Genomic DNA, 16,281 nt, shown 5'->3' on the forward strand with positions numbered 1-16,281 from the left:
GAACAGAACCTGATACTCCCAGCTTTTGTTTCTCAGGCTCAAGCTCTTTAAATAACTAATGAGTAGTTAAGGTTTCATAAATGAAGAAAAATCAAGATAATGAGTAGTTCAAGTATCATTAGTGGCAAATACGCCTTCCAATCAACCACTAGGACACAATACTGTATGCTCCGCACTACCATGCTAATTTGAACAACGAGCGGATCTCTAAACTAGAAGCCTAAACAAGCTCTCTCACCTACTATGCGTAAAAACTTACACATTAATTGATAAAACCAAGAATTATGAGTACTATACTACTCATAGATAGAGTGGAGTCCTCAATGGAAGAATTAAACATACAAGCCTTTATCAAAGGTGAATGGCTAGACATTGCTGTCATTTCATTCCCGAAAAGTGAACAGAACAACTTCCGAGTGACTGAACTCAATTACCTCGGAGACTACGCATTAGAACATCATGAAAAAGATGACCTACACGCCGTATCAATGAACCTGCCTGTATCTTTTTTCTTTGACGACATGGGGAGACCTGGATGGCTAACTTTTCTTGATGACATCATGCCAAGTGGAGCAAGCAGACGCTATTGGGTCAAACACCTAGACATTGAAGACCTTTCAATTGATGAACAAGACTATGTCTTACTAAAGTTTGGCACAATGTCGCCTATCGGCAACTTGCGAGTAAAAGACTCTCTACCAGAACGTTATGAAGAGTCAGATACCCTCTACTTTTCTCTAGACGATGTAAAAAATCGCGCAAGTGACTTTTTAGATTACGCTCAACAAAGAGGGGCTGCGGCTGGCGGTGCGACAGGCGCAGGAGGTGAAGCTCCAAAACTAATCTTGCGTTGCTCTAAAGAAATCACAGAGCCAAGTAAGATATGGATCGATCCTTATCAAGATGATAACACCAACCAAGATCTACACTATTTAGTCAAGTATCCTAGAGGCTCAAGAAGCACTGTTGACTGCAATATTCTTCGAGCTGAGTTCCATTATTATCACGAACTCACCACTATGGGTTTTGATACCATCACAATCCAAAATATGCGATTAGAAGAAGGATTAAACTACCCTTCTTTATGGTTGCCTAGGTTTGATATTCGTTTTAACGAAAAGCAACAGATTGAAAAGTTCGGAATGGAGTCTGTCTACTCCATTTTGAATAAAGGTGCAGGCGTTACTCTAGAGCATGAAGCGACGATTAGAACGTTAATTGAAAAAATCACCCATAGTCATATGGTGCAAAATCAAGGGTATGACTTTGATGTTCAGAGCTTTGTTGTAGAGTGGGTAAAGAGAGACTTACTCAACATCCTATTTGGCAATAGTGACAACCACGGTAGAAACACCTCATTCTTAAAAGGTGATGGTTATATTAAATTAGCCCCAATCTACGACTTTGCTCCAATGAAAGCCGATCCAGAAGGTATTCCAAGAACGACAAAATGGAAAACCCCACTAGAAGTTGGAGGCACTTACAATTTTATCGGTATTGCAGAATCACTGTCTGACCTTGTGCCGAGTGAGCTCTTACTGAGCGAGCTTAAAGATACCGCAGAAAAATGTCTGGATCTTAAAGAAAGACTGATTGCTCGTGGGGTTCCAGAGCAGATCATTAAAATGCCAGCTATTGGATTAAATCATATCCCTGAAAAATTGAAAAAATGGGGGCTGTTATGAGCAATAATAACAAGTCATCTAAAGAGTCTATAAATGATGTCGTTAATCGTCTCCGACATAATCGCAAACAGGTCTCTAGTCCTCACAATACGAACAGTGACGTCAACGTAAAGGCTGATACTGTTAACCTCGGAGGTCGCACTTCTCAAAGGGCATCAAAAAAGACTCTACCTCCAAAAGCAACCGAACGCAGCAGGATAGTAAATCAAATAGTTAAACAACTATTGTTCGGCGAACTAACCCAAGGTCAGGCACTGAAAGAGCTTCGGATCAATGTGTTAGGTTTAAAGCAAGATGTTTACGCAAGGCTCGTAGATGTGTCCCGAAAAACCCTCTCTGATATAGAGAATGATCGTGGTAACTACAAAACAGATATATTGAATAAAGTCTTCAAACCTTTTGGTCTAAAAGTTGGTCTAATCCCGTCCTCATCGAGTATGCTAAACTCATTGCTCGATAATAACTGATCACCTACTGATAGCTAACGGTCGCAGATAATTTTAAGATTATTTTGCTATAATTTCGCCAGTCCGTAATAGCTAAAAGTTATATTTGGACGGGGGTTCAGTTCCTTTTGAAGTAGGATTTTCATGTAACATTCAATGTAACACTAAATTCAAACAACCGTTTTAAACCATTGAATCCTATACAAATGAGACAACCATTCAACTCCCGCCAGCGCTACCAAACGTTTGAAAACGGGACATCTTCGGGTGTCCCGTTTTTGTATCTGCAATAAACCAAAGACTAACCCTTGTTAAGCATCAATCTGATTTCCTATCGTAAAGCCTTTCAACACCAGCACCATGCAAATATATTTGCACAAATCTTGCAACAAATGTTGCCACCTTTTCACATTACCAATCACCAGCAGCTAAGGCATCACAACTTCAATACCAACCCAAACAGAAAACAAACACACAATAACATGCGAACCTCAACATCAAACACCCTTTGTGATTTGCTTAAAAATGCCATTTAACATCATCAGAAAAGGTAAAAGCGGCTATTTATCATTCGATCTGGTGGGCTAAAACCTAACAAAAACCAACTAAAACGGAAAAAAGTTCGCAACCGTCCCAATATCTACATTTACCCATCGCATATTTTTGCGTCAGATCACACAACCAAAAACCACACATGATCAACATCAAACTATTGAGATTCGATATCGAACACCCCTTTCATTATCTCTTCATGCATATTATTTTGTGCCCACACAACAAAGATGCAATTAATTTTGCACCCTTGAGAGAGTATAACTTACTAAACAATTGGATTGTTAAAATGAAAGATAATCAAAAGAAATTAGGCTTATGGTCTATCGTTCTTCTCGGTTTTAACTCAATAATCGGTTCAGGGATTTTCTTACTTCCTGCATCTCTATACAAATTTGCTGGTGACTGGTCAGTCGCTATCGTGTTTATCACAGGGGCTATCGTTGCCACTATCGCACTTTGCTTTGCTGAAGCGGCCGGCTATTTCAGTAAAAATGGTGCCGCTTATGTCTATACCAAAGAGGCGTTCGGCAATTTCGCTGGATTTGAAGTGGGGTTCTTAAAATGGTTTATGCAGTGTATTGCTTGGGCGGTAATGGCTGTCGCCTTTAAAAACATTCTTGCGAGTACCTTTGACTTTGCCAATAACGCCCTGCTATGTAACTCCATTGTGGCTGGCATTGTTCTGCTGCTGACTGGCATCAATTTAATGGGTGTTAGCGCCACAAAAATTGTTAACAACGTGTCAACCGTAGCCAAAATGCTACCGCTGATTTTCTTGATTGTTGTTGGCATTTGGTATGTAGAACCATCCAACATTATCCCGAACGCAACACCAAATCCTCGTTATGCATTAGGTGCTGAAACGGTAATTTCAGCGTTGATCTTAGCGTTTTACTCTTTTACTGGATTTGAAACATTCGGTACTGCTGCCGAAGATATGGAAAACCCGAAAAAAAACCTACCTAAAGCTATCTGTCTATCGCTTGGCATCGTGATGATGTTCTACGCACTCGTCATGGCGGTAACGGTTGGTATTCTTGGCGAATCTGTTGCGGAATCAGGTACTCCACTCGCTGACGCAGCGAAAGTGGTTTCTGGTGACTTTGGTTTTTGGCTAATTACTATCGGGTCAATCATTTCGATTGCTGGTATTAACGTGGCAGCATCATTCCATATTCCACGTGCTCTACTTCCACTTGCTGACGATAAAATGATCCCAGCTTTCTTTGGTAAGAAAACAGCAAAAGGCGTACCTGCGGTTGCTATCATCGCATCTGGCCTAGTAACAGTGCCAATCGCGCTAAGTGGTTCATTCGCCGAACTGGCCATGCTTTCTGTTGTTGCTCGCTTTGCGCAATACATTCCAACTTGTATCAGTATTCTTATTTTCCGTAAGCGCTTCGCTAACGACAAAGCCGCTCAACAATCATTTAAGGCACCGTTCGGATCCGTTCTTCCTATTGCGGCAGTACTTGTTTGTCTTGCTCTGCTATCAGACCAAGATCCAATGAAAATTCTTATCGGCCTTGGTTTTGTTGTCTGTATTTCACCGCTGTACTTCTTTGCTAACCGTAAAACAAACCGTTCAGTTGCTAACGCTTAATTAATAGGTAATGACAATGCTTGTATCTACACCCACAACCATCATTGATGAGGACCTGGTCAGCGCTGCAACGCAATGGCGTCGTGATTTACACATGATCCCTGAGTTGCGCTTTGATTTACACAAAACACAGCAATACTTAATCGACCTATTAACCTCTTGGGGCGTCAGTTACGACCTTGGTTATGCAACAACAGGGATTGTGGTAACTATTGAAGGTAAAGCGGCGGGCAAAACAATTGCATTTCGTTGTGATATGGATGCCTTACCGATGGACGATGAATCAGGGGAAACGTGGGCATCTACACACACGGGAGTGGCACATTCTTGTGGTCATGACGGCCATATGGCAGTGACATTAGCGGCCATTTATCACCTAACGAAGAATAACGGTTTTAACGGCACAGTTAAGATCTTATTCCAGCCTAACGAAGAAACAGGCCAAGGTGCTAAAGCGATGATGAAAGATGGCCTCTATAATGACCATCCCTACACTGAGCTTTACGGTTTTCATAACATGCCTCGCCTTGAGGATGGAACCGTACAGCTACGCTACGGTGCGACAACGGGCGCTGGCGAGATTTACACATTAGAAGTTATCGGTAAAAGCGGCCATAGCTCAGTCCCCCACAAGTGTATTAACCCTATTATCATCACAAGTGAAATTATTAGCCAATGGAACACCATCACAAGTGGCGTTCATAAAGATGACATGGCAATTATTGCAACTTGCACAATGAAATCGGGTAGCACGCCTAACGGGATCCCAGAGCAAGCTTTTGCGAGTGGCACCATGCGTTACTTCGAGGCCCATGTTGCTGATTACATGCGTGACGAAATGCACCGCATAGCCCAGCTTGTTTGTAACAAATATGACGCTTCTTACGATCTTAATTTCGACATTTTATGCCCGGCGACCATCAACACTCACCAAGCAACAGATAGCGTAATTGAGTGTGCCAATGAACTCTTTGGCGCTGATAACGTGATTGTTGGCGTTCCTGCCTCTGCGGGGGGGGAAGACATGCAATTTTTCGTTACGGATAAAGTGGTTGAGTCTTGCTGGTTCATGATCGGCACTAAAGGTTCGAATCTTCATACCAGTTGTTTTGATTTTGATGACACCAGCATACAGCGCTCAGCTTCAATGCTGGTCAATATTGCCTACAGCCGCCTTACATAGAACATAGAACAACGAGATAGAAAATGAAAAAACTATTAAAAACCTCAGCTCTCGCCCTTACTTTAGCGTGTAGTTTTAATGCTCTAGCCGATACCGTTTACTGGAATGAACCCGAGGCCATTTCACGCCTTTCAACAGCAGAATACAAAGCCGATTTTCCACTGCTGTCGGTTTACTATCAACCGCAAGAAAATAAGATGTTTTGTGGCGTAGCATCGGCGGCTATCGTTCTGAATGCACTACGCGTTGAAAGTAAAAGCAGTGAAATCCCACTAGATTCCACAAAGTTTGCGACCCATGAGAGAGGTTACTTACCGCATAATGGTGGCAAGGCAGAACACTCTAATAAGACATTCAAAGTATGGTCACCATTGTTCCATCGCTACACACAAAATACCGTGCTGGTTAACTCGCCTAAACCACGAATTGAAATGTTAGGTAAACCGAAAGAAGGCTCTGACTTTAAAGATTACGGCCTACAATTAGACCAGTTTACTCAATTAATTGAATCTAACGGTGCTAAAATCACGAGTCATGAGCTATCAAATATTGATGATATCGGTGCGATTAAAGCAGATATGATCAAGGCACTAAAAACACCTAACCAATACTTGGTTGTGAACTACTCTCGCGTAGGTATGCAACAAAATGGTGGTGGCCACTATGCACCTGTCGCCGCTTATGATGCAGAAACCGATTCACTGCTTATTCTCGATCCAAACAATGCTGATTACCTGTGGCACTGGGCAGATGCAGACATGATGATCAAAGCAATGCACACCGTCGATGTTAATAACTACCGTGGCTATTCTGTCATTAGTGATTAATAACAATCCGACCTAAAGCTAACCGTTCACTAACCGTGGGGCGGCTAGCTTTATCTGTTTAACAAATCATAGAGCTATCGATAAAGAGAAGATTGCAGTTTGCTCGTTGTTCTATCTACCAAATCTATAACGTTGTAATCTGTTGTTTAAACCAGCAAAGGCACTCAGTTACTTAGTTACTTACTTTATATTCTCAGCGGGAGTTATCTATGGTTGAACAACTCTTAAATTGGCACCTTCGCAAGCATCCACATTATACGTTAGATAACCAAGCCAACTCACTCTCGTACCAGCAGCTAGCTTTACTTAGCGATAAGCTATTAATACCAATAGAAAATCATCTCGGCGCTATTAACGTTACTTACGGTTTTACCAGTCATAGCCTTTTACGTTACATATTAAAAAATAGCCCTGGCGATATGGCTCCGGACATAGATCAGCATGCCTCTATGGAAATAAATACAAGAGCTAGCCGGATCTGTAAACGTGATGGGGCAGCGTGCGATATTCTAGTGGCAAGCTACGAAAATCGAATGGATGAAGTGGCGAAGTATATTACGCAATCACTCCCCTTCGACCGACTTTACTTTTACGGCAAAAACAAACCGATACACATCAGTATTGGCCCTGAAAATGCCCGATACGCACTTATTCGGCATACTCGCAGTGATGGGCTTCGCGTTAATAAAAAGAGTGCGATAGGTTCAGCCACAGCAACGTTGTTTGATGATTTATAATAATCAAAAAGCAACAGTGAAGGCTAAAACATGGATGCCAAACTTTTCTCGCAACTCACAACACAAATAAAAGTCGGAAAACAACTACCTGACGCCTTATACCTTCATAAAGACGCACTCTCTGCAATACCCGATGCATTGGCCGCGTTTATTCCTGCTGTAGCTAAAGCTCTACGGCTCGATGACGCTGATTGGAATCTAGTGAAGATATTCAAGCATGACTTTCGGTTATCACTGCTCCACTACCCTGATTTTTATACCGATTCTTACCCTGCATTGAAACAAAGCTTGAATGTGGATTTATCAAAACTAAGCCATAAAGTCACTTGTTATGCAGAATCTGACAACCCGCCTATCCTTCATCGCAAAGAAACCATGGTGCTAGCAGACAATGCGTACTATCAACACTTTATCTCGCTCACTCAAGAAGGTGAAAATGCAGGCTTGTATGAAAATAGTCGTTTAATTGGTTTTAAACGTTCTTGGGAAAACCTCATTGCACGACATGGTTATCAACTTGTAGATGGGCGACTCTTTCGCAGTTCAGCGGTAATGACACCGGCTAATGAAGCCGGTATAGATCGCCATAAAACAGCGATTGTGCGCCATGAACTCTCAGCTCCAATGAAAACCTTAATTAAGCACGGTTACCTTGAAGGTTCTTACGCTATCTTCGATTATGGCTGCGGGCGTGGTGATGATTTACGAGAGCTAGAAGCGCACGGTTTGGATGCTTTAGGGTGGGATCCCAACTTTCAACCTGACAATGAAAAAGTAGCTTCAGACATAGTGAATCTAGGTTTTGTGCTCAATGTGATTGAAGATCAAGATGAACGACTCGATGCCTTACTAGGGGCGTGGGAGCTAACAACGAAGTTTCTGGTTGTGTCTGTCATGTTAGCCAATGAAAACTACATCGCCCAATTTACACCCTACAAAGACGGGGTCATCACCTCTCGTAATACCTTTCAGAAATACTACGCCCAGTCAGAAATAAAAGCCTACATCGAGCGCAGTCTACAAGAAGATGTTATTACTGTTGCTCCCGGCATTTTCTATATTTTCAAAGACAAGCTTGAAGAACAACAGTACCTCCAAAGCAAGTACAAACGTCATCACAAATGGCAGCAACTTACCTCGCCAGAGCCAGTAGAAGCGAAAGACAAAGCCAAGCTTATCATCACGCAACACCAAACCTTGTTCGATGACTTTTGGAACACCTGCCTAGAGCTTGGGCGAGTCCCTGCAAACGATGAATTCACACAGTCGGATAAAGTAAGAGAATTAATCGGTTCGCACAAAAAAGCATTTGGATTACTGCAAGAAATGTTCGATACCAAAGAGTTTGAACTCGCAGAAAAAACCAGAAAAGAAGATCTTATGCTGTACTTTTCAATGGGGCTATTTGAAAAGCGTAAACCCTACACCCAACAGCCGGAATCACTTAAACGAGACATTAAAGCCTTGTTTACTGACTATAAAACAGCAAACAACTTAGCGACTGAACTGTTGTTTGCTATCGCCGATAAAGAGCTCATCAATCAGCAATGCGAAAAAGCCCACTCTTTGTTACCTGCAAGCCTGTTAAATAAAGAGCACTCACTTATTTTCCATAAAAGCCATATAGATTCGCTTCCCCTACTCCTTCGAGTTTATGTTGGCGCAGGGCTTCAGATGTACGGTGAACTTGATGATGATATTGACCTTATCAAAATCCACATCACATCAGGCAAACTCACCTTAACGGCTTATGACGACTTCGAAAAATCAGTGCCATTTTTGGTTGAGCGGATCAAAATCAAGATGGCCGATCAGGATATCGACTTCTTTGATTATGTAGATGAGAGCAGAAGGCCACCGCTGCTGAACAAGAGCCTATACCTTTCAAGTGATAACGTGAACTACAACAAACAACAGCGCTTTGATATGCGGCTAGCTAAGCTGCTTGACTACGACGCGGACAAAGAAAGCCAACTCACAGCAACGGAATATCATGTATTACTAGAGAAAGAGAAGAGGAAGGTGAATAATTTTAGGGTTGTGGGTAGTTAAGACAATATGGCTAAGTCGGTAATAGACAACCTAATAACAATAATATTAAGGCTATTAATAAGATTTATTGTGAGTTACGCTAAGAAAACTAATACATTGAACAATAAGTGATTACTAAGCAGTGCTACCAGTAGATCCCCAGCTAAATATAAATGCATTAGCAAGGCTTTTTGACATCACAACCACCTCTTATAAACCACTTTTCTTTAAAGCATTGTTAGAAATAGTCAAAGAAAGGGGGTTTAACTCCACTCAGCGCATTGCAGTAAGAGCACTGTGTGAGCGAATGCTATTTTTGTCCCTCTACCCTAACTACTACTTCAAACTCAGCTTTGGCCCACAAGATATGATGCGCCACCACCTAAAGTCCATTGGACTAGATAAATTTAATACATCTAGAGTAAATAACAAAACACTCGTAGCAGCAAAACTACTAATAGCAAATAACTTTGACCAATCAAGCGCCGTTGACTTACAAAAATACGTACCTTTTCGGTTACTGCAGCCTTTCTTTTCAAAAGAGCTGAAAGGCAAAGCAGACCACCACAAAAACTCCCTTACTTTTAAATTGGCGGGCCAAGAGTTTGACCAATCCAAACCTATCTACCGCTTCATAGAAAACACAAGCAAAGATGTTGAGCTTGAAATTCATCCATTGTGGCTGAAGTATTTTGAGAGTAACTATCAAATAGTTGAAAGTTGGGCCGAACTAAACTGGATTCAGTTTCTTCAACGTAGAAACCCCAACACACCTGCAATAACAAACAAAACAGCTCCACCAGTAAGACGAGAGTGTCTAACTAAGCAGCGTAAATTTTGGAACGAGTATATCCAACACATTGGTTTAAAATGTATTTTTACAAACACTCCAATCAACTTAAATGATTATGAACTCGATCACTTTGTTCCGTGGAGCTTCGTTGGTCACGATCAACAGTGGAATCTTATTCCTATTAATCCAACAACGAACAGCTCCAAAAGCAATAACTTACCAGCTAAACAGTACTTAAAGCACTTTATCAAAATTCAAAAAAGTGCAGTTCAATTTGCCATTAGTACGAATAAAAAGTCTGTCATTGAAGATCATTTAATTGGCTTACAATGTACTGAAATAGAGCTAAGTACCTATTCCAGTCAACTCGAACACAGGTTTTATAAGACAATCGAATCACTTATCGATATGGCCGGGTTACAAGGATTTGAGTGTGGATGGGAGGCTAGCTAAAAAGCTAACGCCTAGTAAAAAATGCTCAACTTTCCTGTTAGTTACTCAAAAAACACGCTAAACCCTTAAGCCCTCTAACAATCTCTTCTCAACTTTTTTAGATATAAATCCAACGTGCATTTCTACCTTATCTGCTCTAAAATAAGGCCCCCTTACGTGAGTAAGGTAACGTTAAAAACAAAAAACTAACGTATCCATTTGACGTGAACTACAATAAATTAACGTCATATTTAACGTTAGGAGTGATTTATGAATAAAGCACAAGATGGATACTGCTTCTCTTTTCCCGCGATAAGAGGCCTTCAAGCAGGAAAACCTTTCTACATTGCGACCTGCCCACTAAGTACCATTCCAAAGATTTTTGTCTTTGATGAGGATGAAGTTCCGCCAGAATTAAGAGCGCAACGAACCCTAAATAAATCTAGAATCCCTGAAATGGTCAGATACTTAGTTGAAAACCCTAAAGATTATGTATTTTCAGCCTTAACCGTGTCCGTCGCGTCAACTGTTTCATTTATTGAAAACAATGAAGTTAACACGCCGAATTTAGGTACATTAAAGGTACCTATGGATGCTCAGATTCTGATAAACGACGGTCAACATCGTCGTGCTGCTATTGAAGCTGCACTAAAAGAAAACCCAGATTTAGCTCACGATAATATTCCTGTGCTGTTTTTTGTCGACGAAGGTTTAAAACGTAGCCAGCAAATGTTTGCAGATCTAAACAAATATGCAGTAAAACCAAGTCCTTCACTTGGTGCGTTATACGATCACCGTGATGAAAGCTCAGAGCTCGCACGCTATCAAGCACAGCATATCGCGCCCTTTAAAGGCTTTACTGAAATGGAGAAATCCAGCATCAGTTCAAAAAGTGGAAAGCTTTTTACATTAAGCAGCCTAAAACAAGCGAATAAAGCACTACTTGGTAAAACAGGCAAAGATGGCTTTTCTGAAGAAGAAAAATCATTAGCAAATGCTTATTGGCAGTCTGTTTATAATGCGACTCCAGAATGGCAAATGGTTCTAAATAAAGAACTTTCTCCATCACAATTTCGCCAAGATTACATCCATGCACATGGTGTAGGTCTTCATGCATTAGGAGCGCTTGGTTGTGCTTTAATCACAGCCCAACCGACCGACTGGCAAGAAACCATAAAACAGCTTAAAAATGTCGATTGGCGTAAATCTAATCCAAGCTGGGCGAATCGCAGTATGTTACATGGCAAGTTAAGCAAAGCTTCAACCAATATCATGCTAACTACCAATGCGCTAAAGCAGGCTTTATCACTACCGCTAACTCCCGATGAAAGAGCGTTAGAAAACCAACATATTACAAGTAATGAGGCTTCAAATGGCTGAGTTGTATCAAGCCGATGGTCTGGACGAAGAACAGATTGAATACATCGAAAATGAATATTTTGCGGGCTTTAAACGCTACAGCAATCATGAATCTTTACCTGAAAAGTTAGCCCATTACGCTGGTTTAGATGAAGAATTAAGAAATGTAAGCAGTACCAACCTATGCCGTGAGCTACAACGTGAACACGACAAGCATGAAGGCTTTGTACTTAAACACTTTATTGATGATATCCAAGCTGTTTACTGTGCAGATAATCGTCCGTGGGTTATTGGGTACAGCGGTGGTAAAGACTCCTCAGCTGTCGTCACACTAATCTATTTAGCATTACTTGCTTTAGATAAAACGAAACGCACTAAGCAAGTTTATGTTGTAGCCTCGGATACGCTGGTAGAGACACCTTTGGTTGTTGATCATGTCAATAAGTCACTAGAGTCTATTGGTAATCAGGCCCGTCGTGATGGACTACCTATAACGACACATAAAGTATTACCTAAACCTCATGAAACATTTTGGTCTTGCCTACTCGGTAAGGGGTACCCTGCACCAACAAAAAGTTTTCGCTGGTGTACAGAGCGAATGAAAATTGATCCTGTCAGTGATTTTATTACCGACAAGGTGGCTCAATTCGATGAGGTTATTGTTGTACTTGGTTCTCGAAGTCAAGAGAGTGCATCGCGTGCACAAGTTATCGCTAAACATAAAATTGAGAATTCTCGATTAGCTCGTCATACAACTTTAGCTAACGCATTTATCTATACGCCAATTGATACTTGGAGCATGGATGATGTCTGGAAAGTTCTACGCTCGTGTAGCTTAGAGGTCACTATTTCACCGATGGGTATCGGTAAAAAATGGTCAAATGACTATGATCTTGAATGGGAAAACCCATGGGGTAGCAAAAACCTAACACTCTGGAATTTGTACAAAGATTCTTCCGACCAAGGTGAATGTCCTATGGTTATTGATGACAGTACACCGTCCTGTGGTAATTCACGTTTTGGTTGCTGGACTTGTACTGTCGTCACAAAAGACCGTGCAATGGAAAGCTTGATCCAAAACGGTGAAGAGTGGATGCGCCCGTTATTAGATTTTAGAAATAAATTAGCTGAAACTAATAAACGATCTAATAAAGATATTTTTCGGAACTTCAAAAGAAGGTCTGGGAACATACACTACCAAGATTCAAAGCTTGATAAGAAAATTCAGTCAGCAGGAGATGTTGTTGACTACATAAGAAAAATGTTAATGCTTCAAGACTTTGAAGATAAAGCTAATATTGACATTAATAATGTAGATTCTGAATTTGATTTAGATAACTTAACAATAGATCTTGAACTTTTCAAAGATCAAGAAGTTAAGATCTCAGAGAATAAAAAATCCGTCATAATTAGTGAAAATGGAGTTTTATCTGAAGAGGCTACTTACAATTCTGATAGTAAGCAATGGAGTTGGTTCAGATATATTCCTGGACCTTATTGGTTCAAGTACCGTAAACAATGGCTTAAAGAGTTACTAACTCATGAAAAAACATTTAATGAGTCAGGCTATCAAGTTACCTTGGTGACAAAACCTGAGCTCCACGCTATTCGTCAAGAATGGCTAAATGACCCTAACGAACCTGATTGGGCTGACTCTTTACCCCAAATTTATCGTGATGTTTATAATAAAGATCTCGATTGGGTGGTTAACGATAATAATAGTTTTGGTGAAGTAGAAGCTCAGATCCTACAACAATTAGGTGCTGAGCATAATATTGCGCCAGAAATGATTCAAAAGCTGTTAGATCTTGAAGTCTCTCTTGAGGGGTTAAGCCGACGCACTGGGGTCTTTGATAAAATAGGTAGTTTATTGAAGAGAGACTGGGGTTCACTCGAAGATATAAAAGAAAGACGTGCACAATTACAGAGTAAAGCTGAGTTTGATATTCATAAAAGGCAAATACAGCACTATGAAGAAGAAATTGCCAAACTGGATCGTATAGCCAAGGTGGAACTATAAATGATCATTAAAAGCCTTGTTGTAAATAACTTCCGCGTATTTCGTGGTGTTCATGAAATTGACCTCGCGCCACGAAAGAACCGCGAATACCATGATGCCCCAGCGCCAATAATTTTATTTGGCGGTCTAAATGGCGCAGGTAAAACATCCATTCTAACAGCTGTTCGTGTTGCTCTTTATGGCCGTGCTGCCTTTGGTCGAGGCATGACATCCGCAGAATACCAAGCTCAACTAGATGCTTTGATCCATAAAGGCGTAGGAATTAGTGAGGGGAAATCTTCTATCGAGCTTATATTTACTCATAGCCAAAACGGTATTGAAAGTGAATATAGAGTTACCCGTGGTTGGTCAAAAGGCCAAAAAGATCGCTTAGTTCTTGAGAAAGACTCTGAAGAACTAAGCCAAATGAACTACGACCAATGTCAGAGTTTCCTTAATGAACTCATTCCTTCAGGCATTGCTGACTTATTCTTCTTTGATGGAGAGAAAATCGCAGAACTTGCTGAAGATGAATCAGGGGAAGTTCTACAAACAGCCGTTAGACGTTTATTAGGTATCGATGTCGTTGAGCGCCTGCGAAACGATTTAGCGATTTACTTAAAGCGTAACGATGCAGCTGCCATGCCTGCAAATATCAAATCTCAAATTGAAAAATTAGAGAATGAGCGTGTAGATGCGGAAAACGCAGCTAAAGCAATGGCAAATGAAGCCGTACTTTGTAAAGCAAAGATTGATCTAATTGCTGCTGATATCGATAAAGCCGAAGGTGAACTATCTAGCCGTGGTGGTGCATGGGCAAGTAGCCGAGAGCAAGAAAAAGCGAAGCAAAATGAACTTGAAGCTGAACGTAAAGAGTTAGAAAAAGTACTTCGCGCTGAAATTGAAGGAAACCTTCCCTATTCCTTTGCACCAACAGTACTAACAAGCCTATTTGATCAGCTTGAAGCAGAAAAATCTGCTAAGCAAGTACATAGCTTTAATACTGAATTAAAAGGGTTCATGAAAGAATTGAGCCAACAGCTCAGCCTTCGCCTAGCTAACTCGGATACAGCATTAGAAACCATTCAAGATTGCTTAAATGAGCGTAGCGCTTCACAACAAGAGACTGATATTTCACTTGATATCTCCGATCGTGAATTCAATCAGATTTACTCTCAAGTCAACGTTCAGGCACCAGAATCGTTCACGCGTTTTGATGTTGCTCGTAAACGCTTAAGCATCGTTGAAGAAGAAATAGCAAGCCTTTCTGTCAATATTGCCCGCGCACCTGAGCAAGAACAAGTTGAGTCACAGCTACACGCTATTAAATCTTTAACAAAAAAACGCACTGAAGCAATTTTAGAGCACAAAGCAACGACTGAAGATGCAAAACGCAAGTACCGTGAAGCAATTGAATTAGCACGTAAAATTCAAAAGCTGCACGATAAACATAAAGTAGCGCACAATGCAGAAGCTTCGTTAGCTAACGCCCAAAATGCACACATAATGTTAGCCGATTTTAGTGAAAAATTAACACAGGTGCGTGTTAAACAACTTGAATCTGAGTTTATTAAAAGCTACCAGAAACTAGCACGTAAAGAAGATTTACAGCTATCGGCTCGTATCAATACGAAATCATTTGATGTTGAGTTGATTGACGAAAAAGGCCACACAATAAGCCGTAAAGCACTCTCGGCAGGTGAGAAACAGATCTATGCTATCTCGATTCTGGAAGCGCTAGGCCGTACTTCCGGCAATCAATTACCAATCATTATTGATACACCGTTAGGCCGCTTAGATTCTAAACACCGAGATAAACTTATTAAGCATTATTTCCCTGAAGCAAGCCATCAAGTCATTATTCTTTCTACTGATACAGAGATTGATGAGAGCTACTTTAATTGCTCTGACTTCAAGTTCAGTATTTCTCATGCCTTTGAAATTCAGTTTGATGGTTCAACCAAATCATCAAGAGTGAAAGAAGGCTACTTCTGGGAACAGAACACAAAAACAGTTGCAGAGGTAAATTAAGATGCTACCTAATAGAATGAATTTATCAAAAACAACTGAAGAGCAATTGAAGAAACTCAAGGGGTATACAGGTATATCTCCTAACGTATCTTCACGGATTGCTTTTTTCCGCTCTGTTGAATCGGGATTTAAGTATTCGGCTGAAACAGCAAAAAAACTCGATGGTAGTTTAGTGCTTGATAAAGTGACTTGGTTGGGTGATACACAGTTAGTTACAGAACTAGTTTTAAAACAAAATTACCCAGACCTTGATGATAAAGAAACTATGGCTGCATGGGCTGCGCATGTTGAAGATGGGATTGCCGCGCTGAGAAATCATAAGAATCTGCTCGATTTTACAAATAACTTGTAACGCTCATAACCAAGTTTAATCTGATAGTGACCTCTTTTTATAGCTTGCTATCAGGTTAAGCTTGTTGTCATCTAATCCTTCCTAAAACTGAGACTATAAACCATTAATGTTGTGGTAGTTCTTTTCCATATTAATCCTATCTATGAATTTTTGAACGGTACAACGAAAGCTTCATACTTGTAGCAGGTTACTTCTATTTCTCTGGTCAGATACATCCAGAATATTTGAACGGGTGTCTATGAATCAGA

Annotated in this window: 12 protein-coding genes; all 12 read left to right on the plus strand. The window is 40.7% G+C overall.

The features are described from left to right. The first annotated feature begins 323 nt into the window (after positions 1–323). The 12 genes from L4C35_RS08915 (at position 324) to dndE (ending at position 16,033) form a co-directional block, all read left to right on the plus strand. Positions 324–1,685: a type II toxin-antitoxin system HipA family toxin gene (locus L4C35_RS08915; RefSeq protein WP_428462552.1), complete on the plus strand. Its 1,362-nt coding sequence runs from the start codon at positions 324–326 to the stop codon at positions 1,683–1,685. Continuing rightward, positions 1,670–2,152, plus strand: coding sequence for a helix-turn-helix transcriptional regulator (locus L4C35_RS08920; RefSeq protein WP_428462553.1), 483 nt, complete (start codon positions 1,670–1,672; stop codon positions 2,150–2,152). Before L4C35_RS08915 ends, L4C35_RS08920 begins: the two co-directional genes overlap by 16 nt. 820 nt (positions 2,153–2,972) lie before the next feature. Further along, positions 2,973–4,289, plus strand: coding sequence for an APC family permease (locus L4C35_RS08925; protein ID WP_428462554.1), 1,317 nt, complete (start codon positions 2,973–2,975; stop codon positions 4,287–4,289). 16 nt (positions 4,290–4,305) lie between these two features. Then, the gene (locus tag L4C35_RS08930; protein WP_428462555.1) at positions 4,306–5,472 is read left to right on the plus strand and encodes a M20 metallopeptidase family protein; all 1,167 of its coding nucleotides are present in this window, start codon (positions 4,306–4,308) and stop codon (positions 5,470–5,472) included. Between the two features lie 23 nt (positions 5,473–5,495). Next, positions 5,496–6,299, plus strand: coding sequence for a phytochelatin synthase family protein (locus tag L4C35_RS08935; RefSeq protein ID WP_428462556.1), 804 nt, complete (start codon positions 5,496–5,498; stop codon positions 6,297–6,299). Positions 6,300–6,508: 209 nt separating this feature from the next. Then, on the plus strand, positions 6,509–7,036 hold the full coding sequence (locus L4C35_RS08940; protein WP_428462557.1) for a hypothetical protein: 528 nt from the start codon (positions 6,509–6,511) through the stop codon (positions 7,034–7,036). 30 nt (positions 7,037–7,066) lie between these two features. Then, positions 7,067–9,088, plus strand: coding sequence for a DNA phosphorothioation-associated putative methyltransferase (locus tag L4C35_RS08945; protein WP_428462558.1), 2,022 nt, complete (start codon positions 7,067–7,069; stop codon positions 9,086–9,088). A gap of 121 nt (positions 9,089–9,209) precedes the next feature. Further along, positions 9,210–10,313: an HNH endonuclease domain-containing protein gene (locus L4C35_RS08950; protein ID WP_428462559.1), complete on the plus strand. Its 1,104-nt coding sequence runs from the start codon at positions 9,210–9,212 to the stop codon at positions 10,311–10,313. Positions 10,314–10,562: 249 nt separating this feature from the next. Further along, positions 10,563–11,672 (plus strand): DNA sulfur modification protein DndB, encoded by a 1,110-nt coding sequence (gene dndB, locus L4C35_RS08955; RefSeq protein WP_372021047.1) that lies wholly within the window; start codon positions 10,563–10,565, stop codon positions 11,670–11,672. Then, a complete protein-coding gene (locus L4C35_RS08960; protein ID WP_428462560.1) occupies positions 11,665–13,671 on the plus strand; it encodes a DNA phosphorothioation system sulfurtransferase DndC in 2,007 nt (668 codons plus the stop codon). The genes dndB and L4C35_RS08960 overlap by 8 nt, the downstream gene beginning before the upstream one ends. Next, entirely contained in the window at positions 13,672–15,681 is a 2,010-nt protein-coding gene (dndD, locus tag L4C35_RS08965; RefSeq protein ID WP_428462561.1) for a DNA sulfur modification protein DndD, read from the plus strand. Position 15,682: 1 nt separating this feature from the next. Continuing rightward, the gene (gene dndE / locus L4C35_RS08970) at positions 15,683–16,033 is read left to right on the plus strand and encodes a DNA sulfur modification protein DndE (protein WP_428462562.1); all 351 of its coding nucleotides are present in this window, start codon (positions 15,683–15,685) and stop codon (positions 16,031–16,033) included. Positions 16,034–16,281: the final 248 nt, after the last annotated feature.

This window comes from Photobacterium kagoshimensis, assembly GCF_050337045.1.
Classification (GTDB): domain Bacteria; phylum Pseudomonadota; class Gammaproteobacteria; order Enterobacterales; family Vibrionaceae; genus Photobacterium; species Photobacterium kagoshimensis.